This window comes from Sphingobacterium paludis (genome assembly GCF_004364125.1).
In the GTDB taxonomy this organism is placed as follows: Bacteria; Bacteroidota; Bacteroidia; order Sphingobacteriales; family Sphingobacteriaceae; genus Sphingobacterium; species Sphingobacterium paludis.
Genome location: NZ_SNZV01000002.1, coordinates 283,907 through 299,173 on the forward strand (window position 1 = coordinate 283,907; position 15,267 = coordinate 299,173).

At 43.2% G+C, this 15,267-nt stretch carries 16 protein-coding genes and 1 pseudogene; 5 read left to right on the forward strand and 12 right to left on the reverse strand.

Translation table 11 applies throughout. The features are described from left to right. The first annotated feature begins 3 nt into the window (after positions 1 to 3). Entirely contained in the window at positions 4 to 513 is a 510-nt protein-coding gene (purE, locus tag B0I21_RS04150) for a 5-(carboxyamino)imidazole ribonucleotide mutase (RefSeq protein WP_133639209.1), read from the forward strand. A gap of 30 nt (positions 514 to 543) precedes the next feature. Here the strand turns inward: purE and B0I21_RS04155 are convergent, their stop codons facing one another. The 4 genes from B0I21_RS04155 to bshA all read right to left on the reverse strand — a co-directional run bounded on the left by B0I21_RS04155 (position 544) and on the right by bshA (position 4,120). Beyond that, a complete protein-coding gene (locus B0I21_RS04155; RefSeq protein WP_133639210.1) occupies positions 544 to 1,518 on the reverse strand; it encodes a sugar phosphate isomerase/epimerase family protein in 975 nt (324 codons plus the stop codon). Between the two features lie 104 nt (positions 1,519 to 1,622). Further along, positions 1,623 to 2,186, reverse strand: coding sequence for a ribosome recycling factor (frr, locus tag B0I21_RS04160; protein WP_133639211.1), 564 nt, complete (start codon positions 2,184 to 2,186; stop codon positions 1,623 to 1,625). Positions 2,187 to 2,213: 27 nt separating this feature from the next. Then, complete coding sequence (pyrH, locus tag B0I21_RS04165) at positions 2,214 to 2,918, reverse strand: UMP kinase (protein ID WP_133639212.1); 705 nt, start codon at positions 2,916 to 2,918, stop codon at positions 2,214 to 2,216. A 65-nt stretch (positions 2,919 to 2,983) separates the two neighbouring features. Then, the gene (gene bshA / locus B0I21_RS04170; RefSeq protein ID WP_133639213.1) at positions 2,984 to 4,120 is read right to left on the reverse strand and encodes an N-acetyl-alpha-D-glucosaminyl L-malate synthase BshA; all 1,137 of its coding nucleotides are present in this window, start codon (positions 4,118 to 4,120) and stop codon (positions 2,984 to 2,986) included. Between the two features lie 231 nt (positions 4,121 to 4,351). Here bshA and arfB point away from each other — a divergent pair. The 4 genes and pseudogenes from arfB to B0I21_RS04190 all read left to right on the forward strand — a co-directional run. Continuing rightward, positions 4,352 to 4,723, forward strand: a pseudogene (gene arfB / locus B0I21_RS04175) (alternative ribosome rescue aminoacyl-tRNA hydrolase ArfB); the annotation flags it as partial. 135 nt (positions 4,724 to 4,858) lie between these two features. Next, on the forward strand, positions 4,859 to 5,227 hold the full coding sequence (locus B0I21_RS04180) for a BlaI/MecI/CopY family transcriptional regulator (RefSeq protein WP_133639215.1): 369 nt from the start codon (positions 4,859 to 4,861) through the stop codon (positions 5,225 to 5,227). Positions 5,228 to 5,257: 30 nt separating this feature from the next. Further along, positions 5,258 to 6,970, forward strand: a complete 1,713-nt coding sequence (locus tag B0I21_RS04185; protein WP_133639216.1) for an energy transducer TonB — start codon at positions 5,258 to 5,260, stop codon at positions 6,968 to 6,970. A 93-nt stretch (positions 6,971 to 7,063) separates the two neighbouring features. After that, the gene (locus B0I21_RS04190; protein WP_133639217.1) at positions 7,064 to 7,921 is read left to right on the forward strand and encodes a hypothetical protein; all 858 of its coding nucleotides are present in this window, start codon (positions 7,064 to 7,066) and stop codon (positions 7,919 to 7,921) included. A 36-nt stretch (positions 7,922 to 7,957) separates the two neighbouring features. Here B0I21_RS04190 and B0I21_RS04195 read toward each other — a convergent pair whose 3' ends face one another. From B0I21_RS04195 to B0I21_RS04230, 8 genes are all read right to left on the reverse strand, one after another. Continuing rightward, the gene (locus tag B0I21_RS04195) at positions 7,958 to 8,230 is read right to left on the reverse strand and encodes a chaperone modulator CbpM (RefSeq protein WP_133639218.1); all 273 of its coding nucleotides are present in this window, start codon (positions 8,228 to 8,230) and stop codon (positions 7,958 to 7,960) included. A 4-nt stretch (positions 8,231 to 8,234) separates the two neighbouring features. Beyond that, complete coding sequence (locus B0I21_RS04200) at positions 8,235 to 9,140, reverse strand: DnaJ C-terminal domain-containing protein (protein WP_133639219.1); 906 nt, start codon at positions 9,138 to 9,140, stop codon at positions 8,235 to 8,237. 167 nt (positions 9,141 to 9,307) lie between these two features. Next, on the reverse strand, positions 9,308 to 10,822 hold the full coding sequence (locus B0I21_RS04205; RefSeq protein ID WP_243835944.1) for a M28 family peptidase: 1,515 nt from the start codon (positions 10,820 to 10,822) through the stop codon (positions 9,308 to 9,310). A 69-nt stretch (positions 10,823 to 10,891) separates the two neighbouring features. Next, positions 10,892 to 11,329: a ribose 5-phosphate isomerase B gene (rpiB, locus tag B0I21_RS04210; protein WP_133639221.1), complete on the reverse strand. Its 438-nt coding sequence runs from the start codon at positions 11,327 to 11,329 to the stop codon at positions 10,892 to 10,894. A 6-nt stretch (positions 11,330 to 11,335) separates the two neighbouring features. Next, a complete protein-coding gene (gene tatC, locus B0I21_RS04215) occupies positions 11,336 to 12,208 on the reverse strand; it encodes a twin-arginine translocase subunit TatC (protein ID WP_133639222.1) in 873 nt (290 codons plus the stop codon). Between the two features lie 81 nt (positions 12,209 to 12,289). Then, positions 12,290 to 13,651, reverse strand: a complete 1,362-nt coding sequence (gene accC / locus B0I21_RS04220) for an acetyl-CoA carboxylase biotin carboxylase subunit (protein ID WP_133639223.1) — start codon at positions 13,649 to 13,651, stop codon at positions 12,290 to 12,292. Positions 13,652 to 13,718: 67 nt separating this feature from the next. Next, on the reverse strand, positions 13,719 to 14,207 hold the full coding sequence (accB, locus tag B0I21_RS04225; protein ID WP_133639224.1) for an acetyl-CoA carboxylase biotin carboxyl carrier protein: 489 nt from the start codon (positions 14,205 to 14,207) through the stop codon (positions 13,719 to 13,721). A 60-nt stretch (positions 14,208 to 14,267) separates the two neighbouring features. Then, positions 14,268 to 15,266, reverse strand: a complete 999-nt coding sequence (locus B0I21_RS04230; RefSeq protein ID WP_133639225.1) for a beta-ketoacyl-ACP synthase III — start codon at positions 15,264 to 15,266, stop codon at positions 14,268 to 14,270. Between the last annotated feature and the right edge of the window lies 1 nt (position 15,267).

The window sequence follows — 15,267 nt, forward strand, 5'->3', positions numbered from 1 at the left end:
CGCATGAGTATAGAGAATACCGCCCTAGTCGGCATTATAATGGGAAGCAAGTCAGATCTTCCGGTTATGCAAGATGCAATAGATATCTTGAAAAAGTTTAATATCCCGTTTGAGGTTTCCATCGTTTCGGCACACCGCACGCCAGAGCGGATGTTTGAATATGCTAAATCTGCCGCTGCACGGGGCTTGAAGGTTATCGTTGCCGGTGCTGGCGGCGCTGCCCATCTTCCAGGCATGGTCGCATCCATTACGCACCTTCCTGTGATTGGCGTTCCTGTAAAGTCGAGCAATTCTATTGATGGTTGGGATTCTGTTTTGTCTATTTTGCAGATGCCGAACGGCATTCCTGTGGCAACCGTGGCGCTTAACGCAGCGAAGAATGCTGGCATACTGGCTGCGCAAATTCTGGCAACATCCTCCGCGCCTGTTGCGGAACGCGTGCTTGCTTATAAAGAGGAGCTGCGCCGAGCGGTGGAGACAAACGCGAAAGAGGTAGAAACAACATCATTCTAATAAAGAGAGAGCACAAATGGCTCTCTCTCTTTATTTTGTTAGAAATTTCTGCACGTAGTCAAAGCTTTTCTTGACGCTCTCAAATTTATTGGGCATATAGATATCATCCTGTTCGACGAAGGCATATTTCAAGCCGGCTTTGTCTGCATAACTAGCAATATTGACAAAATCTATTGCTCCGGTGCCTACCTCGGCATATCGAATCTCCTTCATGATATCCATAAAACCAGTCTTGTCATATTTTTCCCCTACGACAGGTGTCGTAAACTTCTTGTCCATGTCTTTTAGATGCCACATGGAGAAACGTCCCGGATACTTTTCAAAATAAGACTGCGCACTATATCCCGCTTTTTCGATCCAATACAAATCTAACTCGAAGTCTACAAGCGATGGCTCAGTGAACGCAATAAGTATATCTAGCCCTTTCGTGCCATTAGGAAGGCTGCGGAACTCCCAAAAATGATTATGGTAGCCTATTTTCAGTCCGGCTGTTTTCGCCAGTTCTCCCGCTTTGTTAAGTTGTTCGGCAGCAAACTGGTAGTCTGCAACGGAGAGATTGTTTATATCATCCATTGGAGTGACAGGCGCCACCACATAGCTCTGTCCTAAGCTATGTGCTATTTCAATATACTTTTCTATATTTTCCTTGGCACTTTGTGTTCGGCTAAGGTATTTAGACATATCGTAATGCCCGCTATGCGTTTTGAGCCCATTATCATCCAAAACCTTTTTTAATTCTGGCACCGATAAGTTCCAGAATTTCGAAGCTTCGGCATCAACCCCAAAAGTTTCCACATGCGTGTAACCGATCTTTCGAATGGTTTCCAAAGTCTTGAGAGGATCTTCGGTTATCAGATCCCGAAGAGAATACAGCTGAATACCCAAATCGTGGAATGGCCCGCCACCTAATTTACTTCCCTGGCACGAGAAAAGATAAGGACTTAATAAGGCTGCTGATACGCCTAGCCCAGCCCGTTTCAAGAATGTTCTTCTACTATTCTCCATTTTTTTGCTTTGATGATTGAAGAGGAAAGTTAAGCAAAAAACCAAAACAAAAAAAAGGATTCTGACACGCAGAATCCTTTTTTGTCGTATAGGTCTGTACTACCTTATACGGTCATGATATCTTTTTCTTTTAATTCAGATAGCTGATCAACTTTTACGATGAAGCTATCTGTTAATTTCTGAACTTCTGCTTCGCCTGTTTTAATCTCATCTTCAGAAGCGCCGTCATTTTTAAGCTTTTTAATGGATTCGTTGGCATCCTTACGAATATTCCGGATGGCGATGCGTCCTTTTTCTGCTTCCTCTTTTACTTTTTTGACCAGGTCTCGACGTCTTTCTTCGGTTAGTACTGGAACCACCAATCGGATGATAGAGCCATCATTTTGAGGATTTAACCCGATGTTCGATTCCATAATCGCTTTCTCGATAGTAGAAATGATATTCTTTTCCCACGGCTGAATCACGATAGTTCTCGCATCGGTCGTGTTGACGTTGCTAACTTGCGAAAGCGGAGTCATGCTACCATAATAATCGATGGATATACCGTCTAACATGGATGGGGAAGCTTTTCCAGCTCTGATTTTAGTTAACTCAGATTCTGTATGAGCCACAGCTTTTCCCATGCTCTCCTTACAGTCATCTAGTTCCAAGGAAATTAGTTCGTTCATATCTTTTTTGTTTCTATTGCTATTTTTTTAACTGACAATAGTGCCAATATTTGCACCTTCCGCCAGTTTCCTTAAGTTACCAGCTTTGTTCATATCAAAAACTATAATAGGTAGGTTGTTCTCTTGACAAAGGGTAAATGCGGTCATATCCATTACATTTAGACCTTTTGCATAAACCTCTTGAAATGAAATGGTATCGTAACGTTTCGCTGTCGGGTCTTTTTCCGGATCGGCTGTATAGATGCCATCCACGCGGGTTCCTTTGAGTACGGCGTCCGCATTGATTTCAATGGCGCGTAAAGAGGCCGCTGTATCGGTCGTGAAATAGGGGTTTCCTGTTCCAGCGCCGAAAATTACGATTCTTCCTTTTTCCAAGTGGCGCACAGCGCGTCGGCGAATGAATGGTTCGCAAATCTGCTCCATTTTGATGGCCGTTAATAACCGTGTTTTTAAGCCAACTTTTTCCAACGCATCTTGAAGAGCCATACTATTGATTACGGTCGCCAGCATTCCCATGTAATCCGCTTGCACCCGATCCATGCCTGCCTTCTCGGCACTTAAGCCACGATAGATATTGCCGCCGCCAATGACGATTGCAATTTCCAGACCTTGCGCATGTATTTCTTTGATGTCGTTTGCGTATTGCATCACACGGTTGATGTCGATGCCGTAACTTTGTTCGCCCATTAAGGCTTCGCCACTAAGTTTAAGTAAGATACGTTTATATTTCATGATTGTTTTTTTGGAGCATTCCCAAAAGCCAAAGATAAAACTTTTTTTTGGCATAGCGGATTAACTTAGCCTTTTTTCGAGCGCGATATTACTTCTTCGTAGTATTTTTCATACAATGGAAGTATTTTAGACAGGTCAAATTCCTGAGCGCGCGCAAAGGCCGCGTTTTTAAAGGTTTGAAGCCGTTCACAATCTTCTAAAATATGGATGGCATGTCTAGCCATGTCGTCCACGTCACCGATATCACTTAAATAACCGCTCTTACCCTGCACATTCAGCTCAGGTAGGCCGCCTGTATTGGACGATATCACCGGTACATGGCAAGCCATAGCCTCTAAAGCGGCCAATCCGAAGCTCTCTGAAGAGGAAGGCATTAAAAATAAATCCGAAACGGATAGTATTTCTTCAATCGCATCTTGCTTTCCTAAAAACCGTACATCCTGACTAACGCCCAATTCCCGCGCCAGGTCTTCTGTGTTATGTCGCTCTGGCCCGTCACCGACCATCAGCAATTTACTTGGGATAACTTCATTCACTTTCTTGAATATGCGTACCACGTCTTGCGTGTTCTTCACTTTTCGAAAGTTGGATGTATGGGTGATAACCCGCTCATTCCCCGGCGCAATAGCACGCTTGAAATGCTCCTTGCTCTTGTTGTGGAAACGAGAAAAATCGATGAAATTAGGAATCACACGGATATCGCGCTCGATGTTAAAATATTCTAAAGTCTGCTCTTTCAGATTTTCGGAAACAGTAGTCACACCATCTGACTGGTTTATCGAAAAGGTAACAACTGGGCTGAAGCTCCTGTCTTTGCCAACGAGTGTGATGTCTGTTCCGTGCAGGGTGGTTACTACGGGTATATCTATGCCATAGGTAGCTAAAATTTGTTTTGCTAAGTAGGCTACCGAAGCATGTGGAATAGCGTAGTGTACATGGAGCAGATCTAGCTTTTCAAACTTTACAACATCGACAAGTTTGCTGGCCAAAGCCGACTCGTAGGGAGAGAAATCAAATAGCGGATATTGTGCCATGGATACCTCATGGTAGTATAGGTTTTCCGAGAAAAAATCTAGACGGGCAGGTTGAGAGTAGGTTATAAAATGTATTTCGTGACCATTGGAGGCTAGTGCTTTTCCGAGCTCCGTGGCTACGACACCGCTTCCTCCAAAGGTAGGATAGCATACGATACCGATTTTCATACGAATAGTTTGTTTTTAATCACGCGGATTATGTAATATTTTTATCAGGCAACAGTCGCGAATGCGAAACGAATGTGGTCCTAGCGGCGTCCATATTGTATCCTGCATCTGCAGTTAATTAACCGCGTAAATATAAGGATGGTTTTATAATTGTTTTGCAATAATTTAGTGGCTCATTTAATACTTTTTTTTATGTCCATAGATCGTACATTGTTAATAAAGGAAGTTGTTTTCAGTACCTCCCGTTCCGGTGGTGCCGGCGGGCAGCATGTCAATAAAGTGGAGTCTAAAGTATCGTTGTATTGGAATCCCTTTTTATCCAAAGTGATCACGGAAGGTCAACTCGAACGTCTTAAACATAAGCTTGCGAACCGACTGAGTAAAGATGGCTACTTACAACTCGATGCATCCGATACACGAAGCCAATTGAAAAATAAAGCAATTGTTGTTGATCGATTTCTAGCATTGATTCAAACGGCTTTAGCAGGTGAGAAGAAGCGTGTCCCGACCCGTATTCCCAAATCGAAGGTATTAGATCGGTTGGATCGCAAGAAAAAAAATGCGCAAAAAAAATCGCTACGGGGAAAGATTGATCTTGATTAATTTTATAATATTGGTATTCAGTAGATTATATTTTGTTATTCCATTAAACTAAATCCTTAGTTGTAAAACTAAATTTTTAGTTTTATGTTTGTTTTATACTTTATTGCAGACGATATTGTCTGTTAAGCTACAGTTATGGACGACTTAAAAGAACTTACAAAAGCGGAAGAGCAAATCATGCAGGAGTTGTGGGATATAGGTGGGGGATTTGTGAAAGATGTGATTGCGCAACTGCCCGATCCGAAACCGGCATACAATACCGTGTCGACCATTATACGCATTCTCGAAACGAAGGGTTTCGTCAAGCATGAGTCTTTTGGCAAAAGCCATCGCTATTTACCCACCATCAGCAAAGAGGAATACAAGCGATTAGTTACCGGCAAGCTGCTGCACAATTATTTCGATAATTCCGCCAAAAGCATGCTGTCTTTCTTTTTGGAGGAAAAAAAGATGGATGTTAAGGAATTGGAGGAGATTATGCAGATCATCAATAAAAACAGATAAAGCTTAACCACCTTCATAAACATTTGTATTATGATTTATTTGATATTAGCGAATTTGACACTGCTATTGTGTTACGCACTATACAGCACTTCCCTTAAAAAATTAACGTTTTTTCAGCTCAATAGAATGTATCTGTTGGGAGCTGTTGTGGTATCGCTTCTGATTCCAATTGGTTTGTTTATTGAAATTCCCCGTACGGCGATTGTGCAAGATAACCTTCCTACCATTGATTTAGATCTGTTGTTGGAGGATGAATTGCAGATTGGCGCGTCGCAGCACGGAAGCATCTTTATCTACGGTTTACTGCAACGAATATATTGGTCAGGATGCTTTTTTGCAATGGCCTGGCTCTGTTTTCGTTGTATACGCGTGTTTGCTATTCTTCGTAACGGAAGCAATTCGTTCAGCTTTGCATTTTTTAAGAAGATCGTATTGGGAGAAAACGTGAGAAACAACTACATTATCGCGCAGCACGAACAAACCCACGTTCGGCAGGGCCACACCTATGATATTCTATTTCTGGAGTTCGTTCGTGTTTTCAATTGGTTTAACCCGATACTGCACCATTATCTTAAAGAGCTGAAGTTTCAGCATGAATGTATTGCCGATGCGCAATGCTCTGTAGATCGGGTGGCTTATGCGGAACTGCTTGTTGCACAAGCTATGCAGGTTGAACACAGCCATTTTCTGCATGAATTTTCCAAACAATCATTTTTAAAAAATAGAATTGCGATGTTATTTAAAGATCGATCGCATAAAAGGTACAAACTACTGTACTTTTCCATTATGCCTATTTTGGGGCTGACCACCTTGTCCACGCTGGTATTCAATAGTACACACGCCAAAAACATCGTTCGGGATATCGAAGATAAGGTTGAAAGTACAACACTACGTAGTTTAAAAGAGACTAGTTTTGATCCAGTGTATCAAGATGCTAACCTGCGAGCAGAATTGACGAATGTGGCAGGGCGGCAGCACATGCAGGAAGACTCTGTTTACACGCGGCCACAAGTGAAGCCGAAACCTGTTGATGCGGGATCAATCAAAGTCTTGCTCGATGCATGGGCAAACGCGGCTGCCATAAAGGAAGGCTCGGAAAAGAAGGTCGTAGCATTCCGCCTGTTGATAGAGAAAGACGGGCGGATAAGCCAAGCTTTCGCAACGACGAAAGAGGGTGAAGGTACAGTAGAATTGCCTACGCAGCAATTGGCCAAGAGTAAGTGGACAGCAGCTCAACATGATGGGCAAGTTGTACGAGCTTGGACGAGCGTTCATACCTCTTTTCGGAAAGATGACCAGAATAATGTTACATCAAAAGCGGTTCTCCTGGAAAGTACAGCCACTTATACGGAAGAACAACGCGATAGCATTCGGGCTCGTGCTGATAGGAAAGACGAAGACAATAAGCTATTTACCGCGGTAGAGGTAAATCCAGAACCGGTGGGAGGACTGGCGGCCTTCCGAAAATGGGTAGGTGATAATTTTCAGTACCCACAAGAGGCTATCGATGCGGCTATAAAAGGACAGATCGTGGTATCTTTCGTCGTAGAAAACGATGGTGCGCTCAGTAGTTTTAAGATTATTAAAGATTTGGGACATGGAACCGGAGAAGCTGTTCTGGACGTATTACGGGAAGCACCGAACTGGCGTCCGGGTATTCAAAACGGAAGAAAAGTTAAGGTGGCTTATACGCTGCCTATTGCCTTAAATTTGCAAAAAAAAAGCGATTTAGAATCGCGTTAAGTATATACTAGATGGCGTAAGCTATTGTAATTAAATGATTTTTCCCGTGTAAGGTGTTTCTTTGCAAGGGCGTAATTTGCAGCAACTCTATCTATGAAATTTCTGATCCTCTTTTTTCTAGTTATCAGTATGGCGTCTTGCAATAATTATCGCTTTGCGAAGAAAGGCCATTTTATCGATGGTGTGGATGAATATTTCAACTTGCATCAGCAAGTCAATGTTTGGCTTTACATGGATTATCTTGCTTACAATGGTAATACCGGCGTAAGAATGGACAGCCTATATCCAAAAGATCGAGAAATTTTCGACCTTGTAGGATTGCACGGTTCCCGAACCCGTATCCTCTTTACAGCCAAGCCGAAAAGCCGACTAAATTATCACTTGGCTGTATTGAAACATCGGCGCAATACGTTCGATTATGCGAACTACAAGAGATTCGATGGAAAGAATAGCCACTATTTCTACAGGGATTTTGAACATGATTTCTTGGTCATTAGGCATGTCATCATTCCCTATGCTGGCAAGCGATTGATGAGCATGCTGTATTATGTTGACAAGGATAAGCATGCAGACGATGGATTTAAGATGTTAAACTATCTTGCTGATATCAATGCGCAGGAACTGCAAGGCAGGGAGTCCTTTCGTAATTTTTGGCAAGTTTCCGATTGTGTGGATAGCGAGAAGGTGGCACTAACGTTTAAGATCAGGCAACAACTAACGAAGAAGCAAAAAGTAGTCTACTTAAAAATGTATACGTTGTATGAGAACAATCGCGGCATTTCGTATGCGAAAATCCTGACGAAGAAGGATCCTGACTCGTTGTCTTTATCGTTGTGTCCGAACAGTTATGCTATTGAGTACCGCAGTAGGCAAGACGAGCTGCTAAAAGTCGATACGCTACATATTGCGGATAGCATGGTGGCTGAGAACGGATCGGCGCCTTTTCAATAGCGCTAGATAATGCTTCCTAGGTGTAGCGATAGCGAACTACACGCTTTTCAACACCGCAATCTCACGTTGCAACTGTTGAATTTTTGATAGCAAATGTTTGGCCACTTCAATGCCTTGCATATTCAATTCCAGTTCATAATACCAAGACGCAAATTGTTCCAGTAATAAGAGCTGTTCTTCGTCTATAAATTCAACATCTTCTTCTGTAACAACTTCAATCAATCCGCTATACGATAGATCGCGAATAAATTTCATTTCTATTTTGTGCGAGGTGCATACATCGTATATTTTTATCCAAGTTCGTTCCATAACCTTATTTTTTTAATGCAGCAAGTTGTTTGAATAGCGCTAGTTCAGCGTCGGATAAATTTGTCGGCAGGTCTACCTGCAAACTGATCAATAGATCGCCAAACTCATTTTCTTTCTTATACACCGGAAACCCGCGTCCTTTCAATCGGATAGTTGTCCCATTTTTGGTTTCCGGTTTCACTTTTACTTTTATTTTTCCGGAAAAAGTATCAACGAGCATTTCGCCACCAAGCACCATCGTGTAGAGATCCACGCCTTGCGTTTTATACAGATCGTTGCCTTTTCGTTGTATGGCGGGATCAGGTTTAATATCAAACTGTATAAAGAGATCGCCGTTGGGGCCGCCATGTACACCCTCACCGCCTTGACCTTTGAGTCGAATTTTCTGACCGTTTTCTACACCGGCCGGAATGGTGATCCGGATGTTTTTACCGTTGATCGTAAAGGTTTGTTGCTGCGTCGTGTACGCTTGTTGTAAGGTTAGTTCCAGTGTGGAAGTGAAATCATTGCCTCGATATTTTGTTTGCCTTCCGCCACCCGATCTGCTTCCAAACATCTGTTCAAAGAAGTCGGAGAATTCGCCAGCATCATAGTTGCCGTTATACCCGCCGAAGTCATATCCTTCAAATGGGTTGCCTCCGCGCTGTTGATTGTCTTGCCGTCGCGCTTGTTCATATGCCTCGCTGTGTTTCCAGTTTTCACCATATTGATCATACTTTTTGCGCTTATCCGGATCGGTCAACACCTCATTAGCTTCGTTTATTTCTTGAAACTTTTGCTTGGCAGCATCATCGTCAGGGTTCATATCGGGATGATATTTTCGAGCAAGTTTTCGATACGCCTTTTTGATATCATCGGCAGAAGCTCCTTTTTCCAACCCCAATACTTGGTAATAATCTACGAATGCCATACTGATCTTTTTGTATACCTTAAAAACAATCTGAAAGATAGATTGTTCGCGAAGCGAAGCAAAAAAGGGTTCCGCCGGTTATAAAAAAAGATCCCACCTTTCTGAGATGGGATCTTTGTATGACGTATGCGTAGCGGTTGATCAACAACCTTATCAATAGACTGTACTTATTCTTTGTTGCTATCTACAGCAAGACGATCCTCGCGATTGGCCACTTCCCAAGCCGTGTGAAATACTAGCTTTTCCCGCTTTACCATCATCGGAAAGTCGATTTTATCTACTGTATCATCCGGCGTGTGGTAATGAGGATGCAATCCGGAGAAATAAAACGTGACAGGAATACCGTGTTTTGCAAAGTTGTATTGATCGGATCGGTAGTATATGCGCATCGGATCTTTAGGATCGTCATACATGTAGTCGATCTCCATCTTCGTATACAGGTCGTTGGATTTTTTGTTGATTTGATAGAGTTCAGAGCTTAATTTATCCGAACCAATTACGTGGATGTAATTGTGATCTCCGTTGAGATGCTTGTCGTCTATGCGCCCGATCATGTCCATGTTCAGACATGTAACGGTATTCGACAGCGGGAAGATAGGGTTTTCTGAATAAAATTGTGAACCTAAAAGGCCTTTTTCCTCCGCGGCAAAGCCAATGAAGAGGATACTTCGGCGTGGTCCCTTTCCATCTTTCTTCGCTTGGGAAAACACTTTAGCCAATTCCAAAACGCCCACCGTGCCCGATCCATTATCATCCGCTCCCGGATAGATTGTCCCATCAGGTAGAATGCCGTCATGGTCATAGTGACCGGAGATGACAACAATCTCATTTTTTAGATCGGTACCTTCCAATAGTCCCAGTACATTAGGGTCGGAAAAATTTTGTTTGGAGACTCCCATGTTGGCCAGCAGTTTGGTCGGTACACGAAAGCTGCTAGGTTTCTTTTTAAGCGCTTCAACGTTAGTTTGCTTTTTAGCCAGTATGCTGTTGGCAATTTCCGGGCTGATGTTAACAACGGGTGCCATTTGCGCTGCGTTCTTTTCCGGAACAGCGTCCTTGTTGCTGTCAAGCGCGAAGCGTCCCGCCGTTATTCGGTTGCCAAAGCGCTCAATCATTTGCGGTACCGCGCTACTGTAAGCCAAAATCATTTTTGGATTATGTTTAGCGAGTTCCTGAAGGCGTTTCAGCCGACTTGTTGACCATTCGGATTTTTTAGTTGTTCCAGTTAATACCGAGTTTCCATTTGCATCGGTTGGCTCATCCTCGTTGATCACAAGAACGACCTTGTCACGCACGTCGATACCTTTCAAGTCATCATGCTTTGCATCCTGAATACCAAAAGCTACACAGACGACTTCGGAAGCGCTAAAATCAGTTAGCGGGTTATCTCCTTGGACGTAGAAATCTTTCCCATTTTGGTAACTCTTTCCATCCAAGGTGAATGTTTTCACCAGGTACGACGAGCGAACTAGCTTCAAGGGTTGAAAATAACTTCCGTTAACAGGAGCTTTCAGGCCAAAAGATTTAAACTGTTCCGCTAGGTATTGTGCGGCTTTTTCGCCTCCTTTTTGGCCGGTTCCACGTCCTTCAAATGCCGGTGAAGTTAGTAAAGTGAGGTGTTGTTTTGCTGATTCTTCCGTCAGTAGATCGGCGTACTTACGTTGTACTGGGTCCTGTGCCACAGCACAGCTATGTAGCGCTTGTAAGAGAATGAAAACTTTAATCCAGTTTTTTAGCATAGTAATATACGGTTAGCTGCAGGCGATTTTATTTACGCGGGTAGCATGTCTTCCACCCTCAAATTCTGTCGTGACAAAGGTGTCTACAATCTTTTTCGCTAGTTCGATGTCGATAAAGCGAGCGGGAATGCAAATCACATTTGCATTGTTATGCTGACGGGCTAATGCAGCGATTTCATTTTGCCAAGCAATGGCAGCGCGAATTTCTTGATGCTTGTTCGCTGTTATCGCTACGCCGTTTGCGCTGCCGCAAATTAGAATGCCAAGCTCTGCTTTACCTTCTTCTACTGTGGAAGCTACTGGATGTGCAAAATCAGGATAATCAACAGAGTCTGCTGTCGTAGGGCCAAAATCTTCCACATCGTAACCCCCTTCTTTCAAAAAGTCTATAAGTGCAGTTTTATATTCAAACCCCGCGTGATCGCTGCCTATTGCAATTTTTTTTGACATGATATACTATTTTTGGTTGTAAAATTTCTTTTCAGCTTGTTGCTTTTTCTTTTTAACGTCTGCAGATACCATAATACTCAATTCATACAGTAAGAACATCGGCGCACTCACCGTCAATAAGGTGATGACATCTGCCGTTGGTGTAATGATGGCTGCAATGATCAAGATAATAACCGTTGCATAACGTCTGCTGGCACGCATAAATTCAGGCGTCATGATGCCAATTTTCGAAAGGATGAACACGAGGATCGGCAGGAGAAAGACCACACCACAACCTAAGGTCAACGTTGCAATTGTAGATAGATAGGAGTCTATCGTAATTTGGTTCGTTATCTCTTCACTCAGGGAGACGTTCGCCAAGAAGTTTACAGATAAGGGAACAACGATGTAGTAACCGAATAAAGCACCGAGAATAAACAAGATCGTGGCATAGACGACAAAACCTTGTGCCGACTTGCGTTCCACATCAGTCAACGCTGGCTTAACAAAAAGCCAAACTTCGAAAAGTAAATAAGGAAATCCCAATGCCAATGCCATTAACAAACAGGAGTTGATCTGGAGCATAAACTGCCCTGCTAGCTCCGTGTTGATAATATTGAACGGTATCTTTTGCACGCAGAAACCGTCTAGACTTAGTAGATCGCCTACTTTACACATCATGCGGTATGTCCAAAAATCTAAGTTTTTTGGCCCCATAATGATATCGTTGAAGACGAAATCGTAGAAAGTGAAAGACAAGATAGCAAAGACCGCTATAGCGATTACTGAACGGATAATATGCCAGCGCAATACTTCCAGATGGTCAAAAAAGGACATTTCTGCCTCCAGCGTTTTTCCCTTATCTTTTATTGCTTTGATTAGATCGTTTGATTTCGACATCGTAAAATTTTAATTCCAATAGAAACAAAAATACCATTCTTATTGATAAGAATGGTATGATATACTTATGTAAACAAAATATTATTCAATTTCGTCTTCTGGGTACTCCGTTAAATCAAAAGTCTCCATGAATTTGGTCGTAAAGTTACCTGCTCTGAAATTGGGATCACGCATTAGGCGGAGGTGTAGCGGGATGGTTGTTTTGATACCTTCGATAACAAATTCGCTTAACGCTCTTTCCATCGTGTTGATGGCTTCCTCTCGTGTTTGCGCAACCGTGATTAACTTTGCGATCATAGAGTCATAGTTTGGCGGGATGGTATATCCTGCATACACGTGTGTGTCGACGCGAACACCATGGCCACCTGGTGAGTGGAAATTAGTAATCTTTCCAGGTGAGGGACGGAAGTTGTTAAATGGATCTTCCGCGTTGATACGACATTCTATAGCGTGCATGGTAGGCTCATAACTTTTACCCGAGATAGGGATACCTGCAGCGACTTTGATCTGTTCTTTTATTAAATCGAAGTTTATTACTTCTTCGGTCACCGGGTGCTCTACCTGAATCCGGGTGTTCATCTCCATGAAATAGAAGTTGCGGTGTTTATCCACTAAAAACTCAATGGTTCCGGCACCTTCGTAATTCACTGCCTGTGCCCCTTTGATAGCGGCCTCGCCCATTTTTTCGCGAAGTTCAGGCGTGATGAAAGGGGAGGGAGCCTCCTCTACCAATTTTTGATGACGACGCTGAATGGAACAGTCCCGTTCAGATAGGTGACATACTTTGCCGTATTGATCGCCGATAACCTGGATTTCGATGTGGCGTGGCTCTTCAACGAATTTCTCTAAGTAGATCCCATCATTTCCGAAGGCAGCCGCTGCTTCCTGACGTGCAGAATCCCAGTTTGGTTCAAACTCTTCGTCTTTCCAGATAATACGCATACCGCGGCCACCGCCGCCCGCTGTTGCTTTTATAATAACGGGATATCCAATTTCTCCGGCAAGCTTGATGCCTGTTTTTACATCAGGTATTAATCCTGCGGAGCCTGGCACCGTCGGTACGCCTGCTTGCTGCATCGTACTTTTGGCCGAGGCCTTGTCACCCATTTTCTCGATCTGTTCAGCCGTTGCACCAATGAATTTAATGCCGTATTCTGTACAGATGGCAGAGAATTTAGCATTCTCCGATAAGAATCCATATCCGGGGTGTATAGCATCCGCATTGGTTAGCTCAGCAGCCGAGATAATATTGTGGATGTTTAGATACGAATCTTTACTGGCAGGAGGTCCAATACAAACGGCTTCGTCCGCAAAGCGCACGTGTAAGCTGTCGCGGTCAGCCGTAGAATAAACGGCGACGCTCTTAATACCCATTTCGCGACACGTACGAATGATACGAAGAGCAATCTCTCCTCTATTTGCTATTAATATTTTTTTAAACATAGATAAATAACGTTGTAACTGTATGCGAATATTCGCGATGAATTATGTCCCCGGAATGGAAACACAATTAACTAGGATCAACCAAGAAAAGAGGTTGGTCGAATTCTACAGGCTGCGCATCATTTACTAGGATTTTCACGATTTTACCTGAAACTTCAGACTCGATTTCGTTGAAAAGTTTCATTGCTTCCACGATACATAAAACTTTGCCTGGAGCGATTTCGTCACCAACATTTGCAAACAAAGGTTTTTCTGGTCCGGCAGCGCGATAGAATGTACCAATCATTGGCGATTTGATCGTGATTAAGTTTGACGCTTCTTGAGGAGCAGCAGCCGGTGTGGCTGGCGTTGATACCGCCGAAACTGGCTGCGCGACAGCTGCGGCAGCTTGTACCGGTACAGCTACCGGATTTGGAACAGTAGCCGTGACATAGGTTGGCTCCTGATTAGTCTTTATCGTAATTTTAAAGTCTTTCTCTTCAATAGCGACTTCATTCACGCCTGATTTTGAAACGAATTTGATCAGATCTTGAATCTGTTTAATATCCATACTCATATCTCTAGTAGGTTTTATGTATAAATTTCTCTTCTATTAATTTTTAAAGTTAAATAAATATTATGATTTCGTGTAGGCCCACTTCAGGTATATCGACCCCCAAGTGAAACCACCTCCGAAAGCAGCGAGAATTAAATTGTCTCCTTTTTTCAATTTATCTTCCCATTCCCAAAGGCACAGCGGTATAGTGCCACTTGTGGTGTTACCATACTTGTGAATATTTACCATCACTTTTTCTTCGGGCAATCCTGCCCGTTCAGCAGTAGCGTCAATAATGCGCTTATTTGCTTGATGAGGCACGAGGTAACTGATGTCTGCTGAAGTAAGGTTATTTTTCTCCATAACTTCGACGGCTACATCGGCCATGTTTGTCACGGCGAATTTAAATACCGTACGGCCTTCTTGATAGGCGTAGTGTAACCCAGCTTCCACAGTTTCGTGGGTGGCTGGATTGAGCGAGCCTCCCCCTTTTATGTTTAAAAAGGGGCCGCCAGCGCCGTCGGTCTTGAGGACAGCATCGATAAGTCCGTTTCCTTCATCATTGGGCTCTAGCAAAACACAACCACAGCCGTCGCCAAAAAGGATACAGGTGTTACGATCTTCATAGTTTACTACAGAAGACATTTTATCAGCGCCCACGACGAGCACTTTCTTGTGTTTCCCGGATTCAATGAATTGCGCGCCGGTAGTTAGCCCAAATAGAAAGCCAGAGCAAGCCGCCTGCAAATCATACCCCCATGCTTTTTTGGCACCGATTTTCTCCGCCAAGATATTCGCTGTTGCTGGGAACAGCATGTCGGGCGTGCTGGTGCAGAAAATGATTAGTTCGATATCATTTGCTGTAATTCCACGTTTTTTCAATAGTCCTTCTACGGCAGGCACCGCAAGATCAGAAGTAGCCTTTCCTTCTCCTTTCAGGATTCTTCTTTCCTTAATTCCTGTTCGAGAGACAATCCACTCGTCGTTTGTGTCGACCATCTTCTCGAGTTCTTTATTGCTCAAAATATAATCGGGCACATATCCGTTTACTGCAGTAATAGCAGCATGTATTTTAGACATA

What these genes read in the sequence shown, in the direction of transcription:
- purE (WP_133639209.1), top strand. Translation starts at nt 4, where the DNA reads ATGAGTATAGAGAATACCGCCCTAGTCGGCATTATAATGGGAAGCAAG.
- B0I21_RS04155 (WP_133639210.1), bottom strand. Translation starts at nt 1,518, where the DNA reads ATGGAGAATAGTAGAAGAACATTCTTGAAACGGGCTGGGCTAGGCGTA.
- frr (WP_133639211.1), bottom strand. Translation starts at nt 2,186, where the DNA reads ATGAACGAACTAATTTCCTTGGAACTAGATGACTGTAAGGAGAGCATG.
- pyrH (WP_133639212.1), bottom strand. Translation starts at nt 2,918, where the DNA reads ATGAAATATAAACGTATCTTACTTAAACTTAGTGGCGAAGCCTTAATG.
- bshA (WP_133639213.1), bottom strand. Translation starts at nt 4,120, where the DNA reads ATGAAAATCGGTATCGTATGCTATCCTACCTTTGGAGGAAGCGGTGTC.
- B0I21_RS04180 (WP_133639215.1), top strand. Translation starts at nt 4,859, where the DNA reads ATGGACGACTTAAAAGAACTTACAAAAGCGGAAGAGCAAATCATGCAG.
- B0I21_RS04185 (WP_133639216.1), top strand. Translation starts at nt 5,258, where the DNA reads ATGATTTATTTGATATTAGCGAATTTGACACTGCTATTGTGTTACGCA.
- B0I21_RS04190 (WP_133639217.1), top strand. Translation starts at nt 7,064, where the DNA reads ATGAAATTTCTGATCCTCTTTTTTCTAGTTATCAGTATGGCGTCTTGC.
- B0I21_RS04195 (WP_133639218.1), bottom strand. Translation starts at nt 8,230, where the DNA reads ATGGAACGAACTTGGATAAAAATATACGATGTATGCACCTCGCACAAA.
- B0I21_RS04200 (WP_133639219.1), bottom strand. Translation starts at nt 9,140, where the DNA reads ATGGCATTCGTAGATTATTACCAAGTATTGGGGTTGGAAAAAGGAGCT.
- rpiB (WP_133639221.1), bottom strand. Translation starts at nt 11,329, where the DNA reads ATGTCAAAAAAAATTGCAATAGGCAGCGATCACGCGGGGTTTGAATAT.
- tatC (WP_133639222.1), bottom strand. Translation starts at nt 12,208, where the DNA reads ATGTCGAAATCAAACGATCTAATCAAAGCAATAAAAGATAAGGGAAAA.
- accC (WP_133639223.1), bottom strand. Translation starts at nt 13,651, where the DNA reads ATGTTTAAAAAAATATTAATAGCAAATAGAGGAGAGATTGCTCTTCGT.
- accB (WP_133639224.1), bottom strand. Translation starts at nt 14,207, where the DNA reads ATGAGTATGGATATTAAACAGATTCAAGATCTGATCAAATTCGTTTCA.
- B0I21_RS04230 (WP_133639225.1), bottom strand. Translation starts at nt 15,266, where the DNA reads ATGTCTAAAATACATGCTGCTATTACTGCAGTAAACGGATATGTGCCC.